Raw genomic sequence first — 17,871 nt, forward strand, 5'->3', positions numbered from 1 at the left:
TTAAAATATAATTAATTTTAGATGGATAAAAGACTACTAATAATTATAAACCTCTTCGCTATAACTTTTCTTTTATTTCTAATTTTAATAGGCCAAAAGTTTCTCTCAATTATAGTCGCTTTATCAACTCTTGTCTTTAATATATTCTTTTTTCACAACAATTTTTTAAAATATTCCTTAGATTTAAGGAATTCGATAATTCCTGCAGTTATTTTGGACAAAAACGGAATTGTAAGGTATCAAAATAAAGCTCATAGGAGTTTATTTGAATATAAGGACGAATCAATTATCGGAAAAAAGGACCCTACAATTTCTGAAGATATAATAAACTCTATAATTACAAGAGAGAAAGATGGAATAGATCTATGGGTCAAAACAAAAAATAAAAAGGGAGAAAACTTAGACGTCGTTCTTTTTCACTTTAATATAGATGAGAGATACATAGTTTTAAAAATTCCGATAGGTAAAAATAGTCCAATAATTTCAAAACTTATAGAAACTGAAAAACTGGCAAGTCTTGGAAGTATAGCTACAGGACTTGCTCATCAACTTAATACACCCCTAGGAACAATACTTTTAACCGCTCAGATGACTAAGGAAGAAAAGAATCTAAAAGAAATAAGAGAGAACATAGAAATAATTGAATCACAGGTAAAATTATGTCAAGAAATTGTAAGAAAAATTCTACTTTTATCTAAACCCTCAGAAGAAGAAGAAACAGAATTTAACTTAATCGATGTTATTAATGAAGCGGCAAAGATATTCGAAAAGGTCTTTCAGAAAAAAAATATAAAATTTAAAATTTTGAAGGAAAATAAAAAAGACATAATAATTTATGGAAAAAGAAGTGAAATAGAACAGGTTTTTATAAACCTCTTTTCAAATTCAGTAGACGCAATAGATGGAGAGGGAGAAATAAAAGTTCATACTTTTTTAACACCTTTTGAGAGAGTCATTATAAAAGTACAAGATACCGGAAAGGGGATTTCACCTGAAAATGCAGATAAAATTTTTGAACCTTTCTTTACTACTAAACCAGCCTTTAAAGGTACAGGTCTTGGTCTATCAATTGTTAAAAGAATAGTAGAATCTCACGGCGGAGTAATAAAACTTATAAATGAAGGAAAAGGAGCTACTTTTGCTATAATATTACCTTTGAGAAAAAATGGATAAGATTTTAATTGTGGACGACGACATAGTTTTTGCAGAAACTTTAAAAAAGCTTTTTTTAAGGAAAAATATTAGTGCTGAAATAGCTACAAACGGTAAAGAAGCTCTAAAAAAAATAAAAGAAAACCCAGAGTATTCAATAATTCTTACTGATCTTGTAATGCCAGAAATGGGAGGAATGAGCCTAATTGACGAGATTAAAAAAATTTTCCCTGAAAAAGAAATCGTAGTCATGACAGGTTATGGCGATATTAAAACAGCTGTTGAAGCTATGAAAAAGGGAGCAAGTGACTTCATAACAAAACCTATCGATAAAGAAGAACTTTTCAATATAATTTTTCGAATTTTAAAGAAGGAAAAAATTGAAAAAGAAATAAAGAAAGAAGGGGGTAAAGAAAAAGTTGAAATTATCGGTCACAACATCAAATTCAAAAGATTACTTGAAAAAGCAAAAATTGCGGCAAAGACAGATTTTCCAATTTTAATTTTAGGAGAAAGTGGCACCGGAAAAGAACTTTTGGCAAGATACATTCATGAAAACTCAAATAGAAGAGAGAAAATTTTTCTTCCAATTAACTGCTCAGCAATACCATCTGAACTTATTGAATCAGAACTCTTTGGCTATAAAAAAGGTGCCTTTACCGGAGCAATAAAAGATTACGAGGGCATTTTTAAAGCTGCTGAGGGAGGAACATTGCTACTTGATGAAATCTCGGAAATGCCACTAAATTCACAGGCAAAACTACTTAGAGCAATTGAAACAAAAAAGATAAAACCCCTCGGCTATACAAACGAAATAGATGTTGACGTAAGAATAATTGCAACTAGTAACTTAAGCCTAAGAGAACTTTTAGCCGGCAAACTAAGACAAGACCTTTACTATAGATTTGTCATTATTATCGAAATTCCTCCATTAAGAGAAAGAAAAGACGATATAAAAATTCTATTCGATTATTTTCTCGAAAAATATTCAAAAAACATGGGAATAAATAAGCCATCCTATGATAATAAAGTAATCGAAATTCTTGAAAGTTACAGTTTTCCAGGAAACGTAAGAGAATTGGAAAACATAAGCCAAAGAGTTGTCACATTTTTTAAAGAAAAAATAGGAGAAGATGAAATTTTGAGCCTTCTGAGAGAAATAGAAGAAGCAAGAGAGTTGGAAAAGGAAAAAATTATAAAAACAATTAATGAATGTGAGGGAAATAAAAAGAGAGCTGCTGAAATTTTGGGTATATCAAGAGCTACCCTCTATAGAAAACTTAAAGAATTTAACATTGAAATGTAAAAAGACATAAATTTATAATAATTTCCATGATTGATAGGAAAACCTTAAGAGAAAATCCAGAAAAAATAAAAGAAGCACTCTTAAAAAGAAACTATAAGTTCGATTTAGATAGCTTGCTGGAAAAAGAAAAGGAGTACAGAAAAATTCTTACAGAGGTTAATAAACTCAAGGAAGAAAGAAACAGAATAACTGATGAAATAAAAAAACTTAAATTAGAAAATAAAAGTACTGAAGAACTTATAGAAAAATCGAGGGAAATTGGCTTTAATATTGAAAATTTAGAAAAAAGATTGAGAGAAATAGAATCTGAAATAGAAAGAAAACTGTTAGAAATCCCTAATATTCCCCATGAGAGTGTTCCTATAGGTGAATCATCCGAAAAAAACGTAACAGTAAGAAAAGGTGGGGAAATCAGAGAATTTGATTTTGAACCAAAAAGCCATTTTGAGATTGGTGAAAGACTGGGAATATTAGATTTTAAAAAAGCTGGTACAATTTCTGGTTCAAGGTTTGTAATATATAAAGGCTATGGAGCTCTCCTTGAGAGGGCTCTAATCCAGTTTTTTCTTGATGTAGCAACAAAGGAAAATGAATATATAGAGATTCTTCCACCAGTTCTTGTAAAAGAAGAAAGTGCTTACGGCAGTGCCCATCTGCCCAAATTTGATGAAGAAATGTACAAAACTTTAGATGAAAAATTATACCTTTTACCAACTGCAGAAACTTTTCTTGCAAATCTCCATAGAAATGAAATTTTAAAAGAAGAGGACTTACCGATATATTATGTAGCATACACACCTTGCTTTAGAAGAGAAGCCGGTAGCTACGGTAAAGATGTAAGGGGTATAATAAGACAGCATCAATTTAACAAAGTTGAACTTTTTAAGTTTACAAAACCTGAAGAATCCTACGAAGAGCTTGAAAAAATGGTAAATGACGCAGAAAAGATACTTCAAAAACTTAATCTTCCTTATAGAGTTGTCTTGCTTTGCACTGGTGATATGGGTTTTGCCGCTTCAAAAACATATGATATAGAGGTTTATGCCCCTGGCTTAAACAGGTGGCTCGAAGTCTCATCAATTTCAAACTGTGAGGATTTTCAAGCAAAAAGAACAAATACAAGATTTAGAAGAAAAAATGGAAAATTAGAATATGTTCATACATTGAATGGATCGGGACTTGCAACTCCAAGAACTTTTATAGCTATACTTGAAAACTATCAACAAAAGGATGGCTCAGTTGTAATTCCAGATGTTTTAAGACCGTATATGGGTGGAATTGAGAAAATCCCTCCTAAGTAAATTTATAAGTTATTTTAATCTCTTATACCAGAAGGGGCTCTCCTATGGGCTTGCGGGAAATGCTTCAGTTTTTGAAAATAATGTAATCTACATAACTCCCTCAGGTTTTCCAAAAGAGGGAATAACTTTAAAAGACCTCGTTAAGGTTAAATTAAACGGAAAAGCAGAACTCGTTGAAAGAGCATCAAGGGAGTTAGATTTTCATTTATGGATTTATAAAAATTTTAAAGATATAAAAACGATTTTTCATGCCCATACCTTCTATGCAAACATTTACTTCTTAAAAAGAAGAAAAATTCCAGAAGATGAGGCCATAAAAAAAGAAAACGTTGTAGTGATTTCAAGGAAAAACTGGAAAGAAAAAGTTAAAGATAAAGTTAGTGATAAAACTAAAATAGTTCATGTTAAAAACCATGGTAGTTTCTCTTTTGGAAAATCACCGGATGAGGCTTTCTCAGTTCTAGATCACTTTGAAAATTTATGTAAAATTGAACTTTTAAAAGGTAAGGGACTAAAAGTTAGACAAGCACAGAGTTTAATAAAAGAAATATACTTCAACAGGGATACAAAGAGGGAATTTTCAAAAAATCTTCTATGGTTTATAGAGGAAGTGGGAGAGTGGCTCCAAGCAATTAGGAAAGGTTCAAAAGAAGAGGTAAAAAATGAGACAGCCGATGTTTTTGCCTGGTTTCTAACAATATGTAACCTAATAGATATTGATCTTGAAGACGTTTTTAAAGAAAAATATTTTCCCTTTTGTCCAAAATGCAAAAAATCACCCTGTCAATGTCAAAATATTTGAATTAAAAAAAATTTATACCTTATTTTTAAACTATGATTTACTTATTAATTTTCCTTCAAATTATGCCTCATATTAAGCTATCAAAACCTATCACACCAAATTCCTTTGGTGTACACCTTGTTCTTGCTGAAGATATAGGATTTATGGGAAATTACAGAAAAAGAATTTCTAAAAGATCTGACTTTGGCATAAACGGTGTACTCTTTTCAACTCCCTTTATTGGAGTTCAAGGTGATATAAATTTCCTTATTCATGAAAAAGAACCTGATATTCCCTTTAACGCCTCTTTTTACCCACTTTTAAATCTTGGATTCGGAGAAAATATAGTTTACTTTTCATTTAGTGCTAATCTTTCAGTTGATTTTCCAGTAGAGCTTGAAGAGGAGAACTTAAAACTTATCCCTTATTTTCTAATTGGAATTGGTGCTGAAGGTGTTAACTTCGAAGTAAATGATAAAACTACCTCTGAGATCTCCCTTGATGCCCATGGAAGTTTTGGAACAGTAATCATTTTAACCAGAAAAATGGCTTTACCAATTGAATTACACTTCTCAGACGAAGAAAAAGGAGTAAGTGGATTTTCATTTTCAATAGGGATTCTGTTCACACTTTGAAAAGAATACTCTCTGGATTAAGACCAACGGGGAAAGTTCATATAGGAAATTACTTTGGTGCTCTTAAAAACTGGGTAAAGTTTCAAGAAGAGTATAAATGCTTTTTTGAAATTGCTGATTGGCATGTCTTAACCACTGATATAAATCAAATTCAGGATCTCAGAAAAAATATAACAGAAACAGCTAAAGACTGGTTATCTATCGGAATTGATCCTCAAAAGTCTACTATATTTGTCCAATCAGGTGTTAAAGAACACGCAGAGTTTCATCTACTTCTTTCAATGATAGTTACTGTCTCAAGACTTGAAAGGAACCCAACACTAAAAGAACAAATAAGAGACATCGGTAGATCTGAAGAACTTATCTCTTATGGACACTTAGGATACCCTGTTCTTCAAACTGCAGACATTCTTCTTTATAAACCTGAAAAAGTTCCAGTCGGTGAAGATCAGCTACCTCATCTTGAACTTGCAAGAGAACTTGCAAGAAGATTTAACTCTCTCTTTGGTGAAACATTTCCCATTCCAGAACCTATACTCTCTGAATCACCAAGAGTACCTGGAATCGATAAAAGAAAAATGTCAAAGTCCTTAGATAATGCAATTTTTCTATCTGATAGTAGTGAAGAAATAGAAAGTAAGATAAAAAGGGCATTTACAGACCCAAAGAAGATAAAGCTGGGAGATAAGGGCCACCCTGAGGGATGTGTTGTCTTTGCCTACCATAACCTTGTAAATGTTGAAGAAGTCCCTGAAATAAAAGAGGGTTGTGAGTCTGGTAAGTTAGGCTGCGTTGATTGTAAAAAGAGATGCTCAATAAAAATGAATCTCTTCCTTGAACCTATTAGAGAAAGGAGAGCTCAAATAAGTGAAAATGAGGTTATAGAAATTTTGTTAGAGGGAATAAAAAAAGCTAAAGAGATAGCAGAAAAGACTATGGAAGAAGTAAGAGAAAAAATGATGCTCTGGAAGTAGTGTTTACAGGAATAATTGAAAAAACGGGCGAAATCTTAGAAGTAAGGGAAAGGGGAAGTGGTAAAGAGATATTAGTAAAAATTGAGGGCGTCGATCTGAAATTAGGTGATAGTGTAAGTATCGATGGTGTGTGTCTGACAGTTGAGAAAGTCTTAAGTGAGGGGTTTGTGTTTTATATTTCAGAAAAAACTTTAAAAGATACAAAATTTGGTAAAGTTTTAAAAAGTAGAATGATTGTAAACGTTGAGGAACCCCTCACACTCTCAAAGTATATTGGTGGACACTTATTTCAAGGTCATGTAGATTTTTATACGAAAATAAGAGGGATAAGAAAAAATCAATCTGAATATGAGTTTGAATTTGAATTAAAGAGAGATTTCAGAAAATACATATACAAAAAAGCTTCAGTAGCAATCGACGGAATTTCATTAACAGTTCAGGATGTGAAGGAAAATTCCTTTAAAGTTACTATCATACCATATACCTTAAATAAAACGAATCTAAGGTTTAGAAAGACTGGTGACTTAGTTAACGTTGAGTGTGACTTTATAATAAAGGGGGTAATAGATTATCTTCAAAGTCTGAGAGAAAAAATTTATTAGGAAGACTTATTTTGCTTTCTCAAGAATTTTTTTCATGCAGAATAAAACAAGCGATATTACAAGGGACCAACCCAAGATTAAAAAGATCCAACCACCTAAGGTCATGACTTTTTCTCCTTTTTAAAGGCAAGATAAACTAAAAAACTCGTAAACAAGAAGAAAGAAAGAATAAATATTCTTGCAATCCATTTTCCTGGAGAAGTTTCCTTAAAAATAGAACCTACATTCTGAAAAATCCAAGAAGTAAATATGATAATAAGAATTACCGGAGTTATATACTTTAGTATATAGTAAAAAATTCTGGGAATTTTAATATCAGCTCCTTTGTTTATTTCCTCCCAAGCTCTATCAGGACCAAATATCCATACGAAAATTACTGTTTCAACAAGTGCGAAAAATGTAATAAAGAAAGTACCAACCCAAAAATCCATTTCATCAAGAAAACCCTTAATAAAAATCGAAAAATTAGCAAAGATAAAAATAAAAACAAAAACTAATAAAACAGCCTTTGATCTTTTAATTTTAAATTCGTCTTCAAGAAAAGCTATGGCAGGCTGTGTTAAAGCAATTGACGACGTTATACCAGCAAAAAACAATAGGGAAAACCACAGGAAACCAAAAATAAAACCAAGTGGTAAAAAGGAAAATATTGCGGGAACAGAAACAAAAGCCAAATTAAAAGCTCCCGAATGGGCTATCTCTTTAGCATTTGCAAGACCAAAAAAAGCTACAGCAGCAGGAATTGCAATAGAACCACCAAGAACTACCTCTGCAAACTCATTTAAGGAAGCTGTTGATAATCCAGAAAGAGCTATATCGTCCTTTTCTCTAAGATAACTAGCATAAGTTAAAATTGCTCCCATTCCAACACTTAAAGTAAAAAAAATTTGGCCAGCCGCTGCAAGCCAGACATTTGGATCTAAAAGAGAAGAAAAATTAGGGTTCCAGAGAAATCCAAGTCCATCTAAAACAGAGGTCTCAGGGTCGACGGGCGAACCAAGTGTTAACACTCTTATAAGAAGGATTAAGGCAAATATAAAAAGAGTAGGCATAGCAAATTTAGCAAAAGCTTCTATACCAGCCGAGATCCCCCTCGCCAAGATAAAAAAGTTTAAAAATAGAGTTAAAAGAAAAATAACATAAGAAAAAAGTGAGGGTTTTAAAAAAATCGTAGGGTCCTCGTTAAATCCTGCGTAGCTTGAGAGAAAACCTCCAAAGGTGCTATTTATCTCTTCAAAGGTTTGTCCTTCTTTTACTTTTGGTAATTTTCCAAAGAGAGATAAGATAGCATAGCCAAGAGTCCACGATTCTATGTAAACATAATAAATTACAATAGCGATAGGGCCTGCAAGTCCAATTACTCCGAGATATTTTGCAATCCTATTTCTCCATAACTTATCAAACATTCCGGGAGAGGTTCCATGACCAAATTTTCCCCCATATCTACCTATAGCCCATTCTACCCACATAAGAGGTATTCCAAGAAGTAAAAGAGAAATAAAATAGGGTATCATGAAGGCACCGCCACCATTTTTTGCAGCTTGTACTGGGAATCTCAGGAAGTTCCCAAGTCCAACAGCGTTTCCTGCCATTGCCAGAATTAAACCGATTCTTGTTGCCCACCTTTCTCTTTTATTCATAGTTTTAATATACCAAAAACTTTAACCTAAACTCAAAATCAATTGATTTAAAATTTTAGATTGTTTTATATTAACTTTTCGAATGGATAAAAGCACCTTAGAAATCGAAATCAAAAACAGATTAAAAACACTTTTTACTGGAACTTTAATAAATATAGTTGGTGAGGGAACAAAAAGAATAGGTGGCTATCTTTATCAGATTCTAATAATTAAACTTCTTGAATTAAAAATTTACGGAATTTACACGATATGTTATACGATTATAAATATAGTACTCAGATTTTCCCAACTTGGACTTGAAAGGGGCGGAATAAGATACATCTCAATTTTAAAGGAAGAAAACCATATTTATAATATAAAAAAACTATTTCATTTTTTATTTTTTTTATCGTTTGCTTCAGGGGTTCTCTGGGGCGTCTTTATAAACTTATTTTCGGATTTATTATCCCATCTATATAAAAAAGAAGAGATTAAGGAAGGACTCTTTTTCTTCTCTTTAACACTTCCCTTTTACACTTCGCTACTTGTTTTGGCCTACAGTTCCAGAGGATTTAAGAAAATGCTTTACTATGTCCTAAGTGAAAATATTTCTCGCCCCCTTTTACAAATTTTCTTCCTCTTTCTCCTATTTTATTTTTACGGTAAAAAAATCTTTGTTTCAATTTTACCATGGCTATTTTCTTCTTTTATCTCACTTCTTTTAATTTTATATTTCTTCAAAAAAGAAACTGAAGCTGAAAAAAAAGAATCTATTAAAAAAGGATTATTTAAAGAAGTTGTAATCTTTTCATATCCGGTAGTATTTATCTCGATACTTTACTTTTTATTTGCTTGGACAGATATCATTGTGATTGGAATATTTAGAAGTCCTGAAGAAGTGGGAATTTACAATGCTATTGCAAGAACAGCAGAAATGGCTAATATTCTTCTTTTAGCAATAAATGAGGTTTTTGCTCCCTTTATTTCTACTCTTAGTTATAAGAGAGACTATGAGTCTCTTAAAACACTATATCAAACAATTATAAGATGGACACTTCACTTTTCTTTTCCACTTTTTATATTTTTTGTCTTTTCTGGAAAAGAGTTTTTAGAGATTATTTTTGGAGATGAGTTTATACAAGGTTATATCCCTATGTTAATTTTACTATTTGGTCTTTTATATCAAAATCTTTTAGGGGAAAGTCCTATGACTTTAACCATGAGTGGTTATCAGAGGGAGTGGGCATTTACTACGTTTATTGGTCTCTTGATAAATATTTTACTTGCAGTTACTTTAATACCAAAATTTGGAATCTTAGGTGCTTCAATTTCAACTTCGCTTTCTTTAATAATACTGAGAACTTTAGGATTATATGAGATCAAAAAATTTATGAAATTCAAAACTCACGATCTTAGAACTTTAAAACCCTTGGCACAGGGGCTTTGCGCCTTTATCTTAATTTTTTTACTTAATCTTTTAATTTTTGGATTTCTCAAAAACAAAGTATTACTCTTTTAGTTAACTTTTTATCCTCTTATTTAATTTATGCTCTACTGTTTCTTATTTTTGGAATCGAAAAAGAAGAAAAAATGGTAATTGAAAGTTTAATAGAGTTCCTCAAGAGAAGATATAAAGCTTTTAAGTAACTTTAGATTCTCATCCCATTTTAAAACATATTCTCTTTTTAATTTTTTAACCTCATCAGAATAATAGGAATAGTTTAGGTTTAATTTTTTTATGCCCTCTACTATGGACTCACATCTATTTTCTACGTATATTGCGGCATTTTTGAAAAAATTCTTTAAGGCTTCTTTGTTTGAAACAATAACAGGTTTCTCAAAGACCAGGCCCTCAAGAGATGAACATGTTAAAGTATATTCCCACTTTGTTAAAGAGATAATAGCTTTTGCATTTTTTATAACACTATAATACTCACTATGGGACAAATATCCAGTAAATATTAAATTTTTAGGCATGTTTTTATGAGTACGTCTAACATTTCCAGTTATGAGAAAGTTAAAGTTACCTATCAAATTTGCAGTCTTTATAATTTCGTCTATTGGTTCATCAGAATCACCAGATGCTGGAAAGACAAAGTACTCCTTTCCTGTAACTGTTTTACTATTGCCTACAGAAAAACCCTCAACAGGTATGGGGGGATCATTTAAAATAAAATACCTCTGATTTTTTTTAAGCTGAATCTTTTTTTGTATAGTTTCCTCGTGGAGAATAACTGCATCTGATTTACTTAAGATCAAGTTCGTGAAGGGTCTTAAAAAAAGCCACTTTTTTGATACTATTGGTCCTGAATGTAAATCTATTATGTAAGGTTTTTTGAATAAGAGTTTATAAATGTATCCTAAAATACCAACAATAGGAGTACAAAACTCAATAGCGACAATTTTTGGTCTTTTTTTCAGCAAAAAGTAAAAAGTTGCAAAAAATTGAATGGGATATTTAACTATAGCAAGAAGTGGTTTTCTCGGAAATAAAGAAAAACGGAAAATTTTAAAACCAATATGTTGCGCAAGAGAATCTGTTCTTCTTGAAGCTCCATAAGTCCACGAAATAAATACTTTCTCTTTATTTCCCATAGGTATATGTAGTTTATAATTATAAACAAAAAATGAGGATCGGAATAAGTGGACTTTCTATCCATGGACAAAGCAAAAGAGGGGGACTCTGGGAATACTTCAGAGCCCTTATTAAAATCCTCTCCGAAGTAATTGATAAAGAAGAAGTATTTGTGTTTATTCCTGATGACCTAAGAGAAGAATTTAAAGAGTTTAACTTTAAAAGAATAAACTTCGTAGAGATCAAAACAGTTAAAAAAGGCACACATTATTTAGAAATATTTATTCTTCCCCCTTTTCTTAAAAAATACAAAATAAATTTGGTACATTTTCCTAACTATGCCTTTCCGCTTTATCAGAATATACCATATTTAGTCACTGTCCACGACCTTGCCTTTTTGAAAATAAGAGAAAATTATAAAAAAAGAGAGCTTCTTTACTGGAATACGATATACAGAGCTGCAATCAAAAATGCGAAAGTTTTAATAGCAGTTTCTAACAATACAAAAAAAGATCTGAATTATTTTTGGAGAATACCTCTAAAAAATATAAAGGTGATACCAGCCTTTTCATCCCTTTTACTTGATAATAAAAAAGAAAAAGGGAGAGAAAAGAAAACTCCCGATTTCCCCTATTTTTTATTTGTAGGCACACTTGAACCAAGAAAAAACGTTGAAAGAATTATAGAGGCATTCTTAAAAGCCTCCTGTAAAATAAAGGAAAATGTCAAATTAATCCTAATAGGACAAAAAGGATTTAAATCAGAGAGCATTTGCAAAAAAATTGAGGAAAACAAAGAGAAAATAATTTGGTTAAATAATGTGAAAAACGAAGAGTTATCTAATTTCTATGAAAAAGCTATAGCACTTATATACCCATCACTCTATGAAGGATTTGGGCTTCCTGTTCTTGAGGCTTTCAAATTCAATATACCTGTCATAACATCTAACCTTTCATCACTACCAGAAATCGCCTCCACAGGCTCAATACTTGTAAATCCCTACTCTACTTATGAAGTTGAGAAAGCAATACTTGATATTTACTATGAAAACAATTTAAGAGAAAAAATTTTAAAAGAACAAAGGGAAATAATTAAAAAATATACTCCCCACAAATTGGGCGAGGAGATCCTTAAGGTTTATAGAAGCTTACTGGCTCTTTAGAACTTCAAAAATTCTTCTTAAGTATTCTCTTAAGGAAACAGCCCCTTCAATGAAAGTTTTGTTATTTATTATAGTTTTGGGAACACCCATAACCTCATAGAGCTCTCCAAGTTCAGGAAACTCTGTAACCTCTATCATATCTCCCCTAATTTTTTCACTCTCATAAGCAAACTTATGAGATAAGACAACCATCTGTGGACAATAGGGACAAGAAGGTGTTACAAAAACCTGTAAGTGTACCTCCTTATCTATAGCCCTTAGTTTTTCCTTTACATCCTCACTTAAACCTGATTCACCCTTTGAAACCATTGTTATTGCCTCTAAAAGAGAAGCAAACTCATAACCAGCCGGTATACCAAAAAATCTTATACCTCTATCTACGCCATCTTTATCAAGAACAACGATGGCCGGCACTTTGTCAACGCTATACTTCTGTGCTTCCTCTTTTTCTATAGCAAAATTTTTTATAGAAAGCTCCATCTTACCATCAGAAAGTTCAGCTAACTCCTTTAAGAGCTCTTCTGTTTCATGACAAAATCTACAGTTTATCCTCTGAGAAAAAACAAGTAATTTAACCTTATCCCTAAGATTTTTGTTAAAGTATTTTTTTACTTCAATCCTATCTTCTTCTCTTAGAATTCCCATTTTCGAATTAAGTCTTTCATTTAGGGCTAGAACCTTTTTAAAGAAGAGAACATTAAAATAATTACATCCTTTTAATAGAACTTTTCAAGGTTTTTGTAATTTTTCTCAACTTTTTCTTATTCTATATAAATGAAAAAGAAGGTTCGTCTTTTGATATCAGGGAGGGTGCAGGGTGTCTTCTATAGGGCTTTTACAAAGGAGAGGGCTCACTTTTATGGAATAAAAGGGTGGGTAAGAAATTTAAGGGATGGAAGAGTTGAGGCTGTGGGAGAAGGCGAGGAGGAACTTCTTAAAGAGTGGATAAAAGACCTCTGGAAAGGACCTGAACTTGCTCACGTAAAGGAAATAAAGGAAGAATGGTCAACAGATCTTGAAAACTTTACTGACTTTGAGATACGGTACTTTTAAACCCTCTAAATGAGGGTATATAAGTATTTCATAAAAGATCTTTTCTATGATGCTACTAAGGAATATAAAGAGATTGCCGAGGAACTTGGATTAAAGAATTTAGAAGATATCGAAGAATATAAGATTCTTTGGATAAAAAGCTCAGAGCCTACAGATTCAATTGAAAAAGTTATAAAAGAATGGATAATTGATGAAAACGAAGAAAAGATAGTAGAACTTCAGAAATCTGAAAATTCCTATGAGGTTACTTACCACTTCGGTGTAAAAGATCCTGAAGCAGAACAGATAGAAAAAATATTTCAAGAAAAGGGAATAGATGTTAAAATTAAGAGAGGGAAAAAATTTATAATAAAGGGAAATTTAAGCGAAAAAGAAATCGACTACTTTGCAAAAAAGGCACTTTACAACAAAACTATAGAGCTATTTTCAAGAGAGATCAATAACCCCTTTGTAGAAATAGGAGACATTGAACCAGAAATCGAATATGTAAAATTTAGAAATTTAAATTTAAGGGAATTATTAAAACTTTCACAGGAAAAAAAATTTTATTTACTTAAAAATGAACTTTTAGCTATTAGAGATTACTATAGAAAAATAGGGAGAGAGCCAACCTTAATAGAGCTTGAGACTTTTGCTCAAATGTGGTCAGAACATTGCGTTCATAAAACCTTTAAAGGAGAAATAACTTACGGAAAAAAGAGAGTAAGTTTGTTAGAGAAAATAAAGAGGGCTTCAGAAAAGAACAAAAAAAATTTTTGTCAAGTTCTTTTTAAAGATAATGCAGGCATATTTAAGTTTGATAAAAACTTTTCTATTGCTGCAAAGGTTGAAACTCATAATCACCCCTCTGCCCTTGAACCCTATGGCGGAAGTTCAACAGGTGTAGGAGGGGTTATAAGAGATATCCTTGGAGCAGGTCTTGGAGCAAAGCCAATAGCAAACATTGATGTTTTCTGTGTAGGAGACTTAGGCATAAAACATGAGGAATTACCTGAAGGGGTCCTACATCCAAAAAGAATTTTAAAGGGAGTAGTAAAGGGTGTAGAAGATTATGGAAATAGGATGGGTATTCCGACACTATGTGGTGCAGTTATATATGAAAGAGAATATCTTACAAATCCCCTTGTTTTCTGCGGAACTATAGGGATTATTCCTTCAAAATTTGTAAAAAAGAGGGTAAAACCGGGAAATTTAATACTATTAGTTGGAGGAAAAACAGGAAAAGATGGAATTCATGGTGCTACCTTTTCTTCAACTCAACTATCAGAAAGTTCAGAGGAAATACATCTTTCAGCTGTTCAGATTGGAGATCCTATTACAGAAAAAAAACTACTAGATGCTATAATCGAAGCAAGGGATAAAAAACTTTTTAATTTTATAACAGATGTCGGCGGTGGGGGAATTTCCTCTGCGATAACAGAAAACGTATATCCCTTTGGAGCAGAAGTTTATCTTGATAAAGTCTTATTAAAATACAAGGGACTTTCACCAAGAGAAATTTGGATTTCAGAATCACAGGAAAGAATGGTAATTTTTACCGATAAAAAAAACGTAGAAAAATTAAGGGAAATTTTTGAAAAACACGATGTAGACTTAACGGTTATCGGTGAAGTAAAAAAAGATGGTATTTTAAAACTTATATATGGTAACAAAGTTCACGGAGAAATTGATATTAAATTTATACACGAAAAAAGACCAAAAGTAAAAAGAGAAACTAAAACATTTGTACTTAAAGAAAAAGAATATATCCCTAAAGAACTAAGTCTAGAAGAATTAAGAGAAACTTTTTTAAAAATACTAGGTAGTCCAAACATAAGAGCAAAGTTAGAAATAGTAAAAAGATACGATCATGAAGTTCAGGGTAAGACTCTTCAAAAGCCCTATGAGGGTTATATCCTTAAATCTCCATCTGATTGTGCAATAATTAAACCTATAAGAGAATCTGAGAAGGCTTTGGCTTTAACTGTTGGGATCTTACCATCTTTTTCAAGAATTTCACCCTATCATTCAGCTATGAATGCTGTTGATGAAGTTATAAGGAGTTTAGTAAGCAAAGGTGCAAATCCAGATAAGATTGTATTACTTGATAATTTTTGCTTCGCTAATCCAGAAGATAAAAAAGTTTTAACTGAAATTGTAGAGTCAGTAATGGGAGCTGTTGAAGCTGCAAAGGGTTATAAAGTTCCTTTTATCTCTGGAAAAGATTCCTTATATAACGAATTTAAATATAAAAACAAAAAATTTAGAATTTTACCTACAACACTTATAACAGGACTGGGAATTATAGAAAACGAAAAGTATATATCTAGGTCTTACTTTTGGGAGGAGGGTAATCCCATATATTTAGTAGGCAAAACCGACATAAAAGAAATTGGGGGGAGCGAATTCTTGAAATTAAGGGGTATTTTAAAAAGGGGATTAGTCCCTAAGGTAAGACCTAAGGAGTTTCTAAGGGTTTATAGGGCCTTATATGAATCTATAAAAAAGGGGATAATTCTATCAACTCATGATGTAAGTCAAGGTGGTATATTTGTTGCAATTTGTGAAATGTGTTTTGCTTTACAAAAGGGTGTAACTATAAATATTGAAAGTATTGAAAGGCCAGATCTCTTTTTGTTTTCAGAATCCGCAGGCAGAATAGTTGTGGAAGTAAAAAGAGAAAAAGAAAGCGAGTTTCTCCTTCTGAATAAGAAACTGCCTATTTTTAAGCTCGGATATGTAGAAAATAATGGAATAATAAGGATAATTACAAAAAGGGGAAAAATAGATTTAGAAGTGGAAAAATTATATAAAGAATATACAAGATCTCCCTTTTTACCTTGAGAAAAACTGCTTTAGTTTTATCTGATGCATCGAGTACCCATACCTGGACATGGGTAAAAGGTTATAATTATCTCGGTTATAAAGTATACCTTTTATCCTTTGAAGATCCTATCTACTCAGATATACCCTTAGAAGATTTCATAAAAATAAACTCACGATTCAAACCTTCAGTAAAACGCTATCTATTCGGATTTAACGAGGTTAAAAGTTTTATTAGAAAGATAAATCCTGATATAATTTTTGCTCACTTTATCCCTAATTACGGATTTTTATCTTATCTTCAGGGACATAAGCCCTTTGTGCTTTTCTGCTGGGGAACTGACCTTATAAAAGTTAGTTTTAAATCACTTTTGCATAAAATAATCTCAAAGAGAATATTTGAACTTGCAAAACTTATAGTAGTAGATGCCAAGTTTATGAAAGAAATTATCGAAACTAAATTTAAAATAGAGTCCAGAAAAATATTGATCATACCTTTTGGAATAGAAAAAAGTGTAAGAGACAGCGGAATCAACGTAAAAAAAGAAAATGAAAAAATAATAATTTTTACAAATAGAAGACTTGAAAAAATTTATAACCCTTTTGTAATCATAGATGGGATATCTAAGGTTGACTCTGAAAACTTCAAATTAATATGGATAGCAAGAGGGTCTCTTGAGAAAAAAGTTAGAGAAATGGTATATCAAAGGGGAATTTTTGATAGGGTCGAGTTTCTTAGTTTCCAGGAGAGAGAAAATCTTTACAAATTGCTTAAAAAAGCCGATATATACTTATCTTCATCACTATATGATGGAACTAGTGTTTCTCTTTTAGAAGCGATGAACTTTGGAGTTTTTCCAATTGTATCCGATATTCTTGGAAATAGGGAATGGATTTTAGATGGAGTAAACGGTTTTCTTTTTGATCCACTTGATTCAGATGAATTGAGCCTAAAAATTACGGAGGCTATAAGGAATAAAACTCTAAGAGAAAGAGCAATTAGGATTAATAGAGAAATAATAGACACCAAGGCAAACTGGGAAAAAAACTTGGAAAAATTCTACGAAAAAGTAAAAAATATATGAGAAAAATATTAGGCCCCATTTTTTTAATCTTATCCATATATCCTCTAATTTCAATCTTACCATTTAGGGAAAATTTAGGGGGAAGTATTGGAGAGGCCCTAAAAGGATTTTTATTTAGAGAACTTGGAAAAATTTACTCCTTCGTTATAACTGTTAACCTCATCCTTTTTTCAATTTATCTAATAAACAGAAAATTTAGAAATTTATTTATTATCCTGTCCCTCTATTTACTTCTTTTACCTTTTGGATTAAACTTTATCTTTGAAAACCTTATAGAAAAAAGCTCGAAAACTTTTATTATTTATAGAAAAACCAGAGAACTTTTTAACATATTTCCTGCCGTTTTGATTTTTCTCTCGCTTTCTTTTCCAGCTGTATCATTCCTAAAAAATTTAAGAAGTAAAAAATTGAAAAAAATAACTGATGAAAAACCGGAAGAAAAAAAGATAAACGAGAAAAATAGGAAAAAAAAAGAGTCAAGTAGCATAAAAACGGAGAAAAAAAAAGAAAACTCCGAAGAGATTAAATTCGAAAAAGAGAAACTTTTTCAAATTTTTAAGACCGAGGAACTAAAGTCAGACGTAAAAAAACAAGAACTTGAAGAAGAAGCAAAGAAAATTAAAGAAAAACTCGAAGAATTTGGAATAAGGGGCGAAATAAAAGAAATTCACCCAGGACCTTTTATAACACTTTATGAATTCGAACCAGAAAAAGGCATACAAATCAAAAAAATAAAAAATCTTTCAGAAGATATTGCTTTAAGAATGAAATCTTCAAGAGTAAGAGTAGTTACACCCTTACCAGATAAGGGAACAGTTGGTATT

General features: G+C 31.6%; 16 protein-coding genes. 13 read left to right on the forward strand and 3 right to left on the reverse strand.

From position 1 onward, the window contains the following. Positions 1-21 precede the first annotated feature (21 nt). From ABDH49_01230 to ABDH49_01260, 7 genes are read left to right on the forward strand one after another with little or no spacing between them, the layout of a single operon-like run. Positions 22-1,173: an ATP-binding protein gene (locus ABDH49_01230; GenBank protein MEN3045599.1), complete on the forward strand. Its 1,152-nt coding sequence runs from the start codon at positions 22-24 to the stop codon at positions 1,171-1,173. Then, entirely contained in the window at positions 1,166-2,458 is a 1,293-nt protein-coding gene (locus ABDH49_01235; GenBank protein ID MEN3045600.1) for a sigma-54 dependent transcriptional regulator, read from the forward strand. The genes ABDH49_01230 and ABDH49_01235 overlap by 8 nt, the downstream gene beginning before the upstream one ends. Before the next feature lie 26 nt (positions 2,459-2,484). Next, entirely contained in the window at positions 2,485-3,759 is a 1,275-nt protein-coding gene (gene serS / locus ABDH49_01240; protein MEN3045601.1) for a serine--tRNA ligase, read from the forward strand. Further along, entirely contained in the window at positions 3,737-4,561 is an 825-nt protein-coding gene (locus tag ABDH49_01245; GenBank protein ID MEN3045602.1) for a class II aldolase/adducin family protein, read from the forward strand. The genes serS and ABDH49_01245 overlap by 23 nt, the downstream gene beginning before the upstream one ends. 32 nt (positions 4,562-4,593) lie before the next feature. Continuing rightward, complete coding sequence (locus ABDH49_01250) at positions 4,594-5,175, forward strand: hypothetical protein (GenBank protein ID MEN3045603.1); 582 nt, start codon at positions 4,594-4,596, stop codon at positions 5,173-5,175. Next, positions 5,172-6,149, forward strand: coding sequence for a tryptophan--tRNA ligase (gene trpS, locus ABDH49_01255; protein ID MEN3045604.1), 978 nt, complete (start codon positions 5,172-5,174; stop codon positions 6,147-6,149). Before ABDH49_01250 ends, trpS begins: the two co-directional genes overlap by 4 nt. After that, complete coding sequence (locus ABDH49_01260) at positions 6,149-6,751, forward strand: riboflavin synthase (protein ID MEN3045605.1); 603 nt, start codon at positions 6,149-6,151, stop codon at positions 6,749-6,751. The genes trpS and ABDH49_01260 overlap by 1 nt, the downstream gene beginning before the upstream one ends. Positions 6,752-6,852: 101 nt before the next feature. Here ABDH49_01260 and ABDH49_01265 read toward each other — a convergent pair whose 3' ends face one another. Then, positions 6,853-8,391 (reverse strand): sodium-dependent transporter, encoded by a 1,539-nt coding sequence (locus tag ABDH49_01265; GenBank protein MEN3045606.1) that lies wholly within the window; start codon positions 8,389-8,391, stop codon positions 6,853-6,855. Between the two features lie 82 nt (positions 8,392-8,473). Here ABDH49_01265 and ABDH49_01270 point away from each other — a divergent pair, with 82 nt between their 5' ends. Beyond that, complete coding sequence (locus ABDH49_01270) at positions 8,474-9,889, forward strand: flippase (GenBank protein MEN3045607.1); 1,416 nt, start codon at positions 8,474-8,476, stop codon at positions 9,887-9,889. Positions 9,890-9,975: 86 nt separating this feature from the next. On the opposite strand, the gene ABDH49_01275 is transcribed toward ABDH49_01270, so the two are convergent. Then, positions 9,976-10,965, reverse strand: coding sequence for a glycosyltransferase (locus tag ABDH49_01275; protein MEN3045608.1), 990 nt, complete (start codon positions 10,963-10,965; stop codon positions 9,976-9,978). Between the two features lie 32 nt (positions 10,966-10,997). Between ABDH49_01275 and ABDH49_01280 the strand changes: the two genes are divergently transcribed. Further along, positions 10,998-12,107: a glycosyltransferase family 1 protein gene (locus ABDH49_01280; GenBank protein MEN3045609.1), complete on the forward strand. Its 1,110-nt coding sequence runs from the start codon at positions 10,998-11,000 to the stop codon at positions 12,105-12,107. On the opposite strand, the gene ABDH49_01285 is transcribed toward ABDH49_01280, so the two are convergent. Beyond that, complete coding sequence (locus ABDH49_01285) at positions 12,093-12,752, reverse strand: thioredoxin family protein (GenBank protein ID MEN3045610.1); 660 nt, start codon at positions 12,750-12,752, stop codon at positions 12,093-12,095. The two genes, ABDH49_01280 and ABDH49_01285, sit on opposite strands and share 15 nt — an antisense overlap. A gap of 129 nt (positions 12,753-12,881) precedes the next feature. Here ABDH49_01285 and ABDH49_01290 point away from each other — a divergent pair, with 129 nt between their 5' ends. From ABDH49_01290 to ABDH49_01305, 4 genes are all read left to right on the forward strand, one after another. Further along, the gene (locus ABDH49_01290; GenBank protein MEN3045611.1) at positions 12,882-13,160 is read left to right on the forward strand and encodes an acylphosphatase; all 279 of its coding nucleotides are present in this window, start codon (positions 12,882-12,884) and stop codon (positions 13,158-13,160) included. Between the two features lie 9 nt (positions 13,161-13,169). Beyond that, positions 13,170-15,983, forward strand: coding sequence for a phosphoribosylformylglycinamidine synthase subunit PurL (gene purL, locus ABDH49_01295; GenBank protein ID MEN3045612.1), 2,814 nt, complete (start codon positions 13,170-13,172; stop codon positions 15,981-15,983). After that, positions 15,980-17,047, forward strand: coding sequence for a glycosyltransferase family 4 protein (locus ABDH49_01300; GenBank protein ID MEN3045613.1), 1,068 nt, complete (start codon positions 15,980-15,982; stop codon positions 17,045-17,047). The genes purL and ABDH49_01300 overlap by 4 nt, the downstream gene beginning before the upstream one ends. Further along, positions 17,044-17,871: DNA translocase FtsK (locus ABDH49_01305; GenBank protein MEN3045614.1), on the forward strand; the 828-nt coding region annotated here is incomplete at its 3' end. The genes ABDH49_01300 and ABDH49_01305, both read left to right, overlap by 4 nt.

The sequence above is a fragment of the Candidatus Hydrothermales bacterium genome, assembly GCA_039630235.1.
In the GTDB taxonomy this organism is placed as follows: Bacteria; Hydrothermota; Hydrothermia; order Hydrothermales; family JAJRUZ01; genus JBCNVI01.

Coding starts and splice junctions, on each gene's coding strand:
- ABDH49_01230 (MEN3045599.1), top strand. CDS start 22: ATGGATAAAAGACTACTAATAATTATAAACCTCTTCGCTATAACTTTT.
- ABDH49_01235 (MEN3045600.1), top strand. CDS start 1,166: ATGGATAAGATTTTAATTGTGGACGACGACATAGTTTTTGCAGAAACT.
- serS (MEN3045601.1), top strand. CDS start 2,485: ATGATTGATAGGAAAACCTTAAGAGAAAATCCAGAAAAAATAAAAGAA.
- ABDH49_01250 (MEN3045603.1), top strand. CDS start 4,594: ATGATTTACTTATTAATTTTCCTTCAAATTATGCCTCATATTAAGCTA.
- ABDH49_01265 (MEN3045606.1), bottom strand. CDS start 8,391: ATGAATAAAAGAGAAAGGTGGGCAACAAGAATCGGTTTAATTCTGGCA.
- ABDH49_01270 (MEN3045607.1), top strand. CDS start 8,474: ATGGATAAAAGCACCTTAGAAATCGAAATCAAAAACAGATTAAAAACA.
- ABDH49_01275 (MEN3045608.1), bottom strand. CDS start 10,965: ATGGGAAATAAAGAGAAAGTATTTATTTCGTGGACTTATGGAGCTTCA.
- ABDH49_01280 (MEN3045609.1), top strand. CDS start 10,998: ATGAGGATCGGAATAAGTGGACTTTCTATCCATGGACAAAGCAAAAGA.
- ABDH49_01285 (MEN3045610.1), bottom strand. CDS start 12,752: ATGGGAATTCTAAGAGAAGAAGATAGGATTGAAGTAAAAAAATACTTT.
- ABDH49_01290 (MEN3045611.1), top strand. CDS start 12,882: ATGAAAAAGAAGGTTCGTCTTTTGATATCAGGGAGGGTGCAGGGTGTC.
- purL (MEN3045612.1), top strand. CDS start 13,170: ATGAGGGTATATAAGTATTTCATAAAAGATCTTTTCTATGATGCTACT.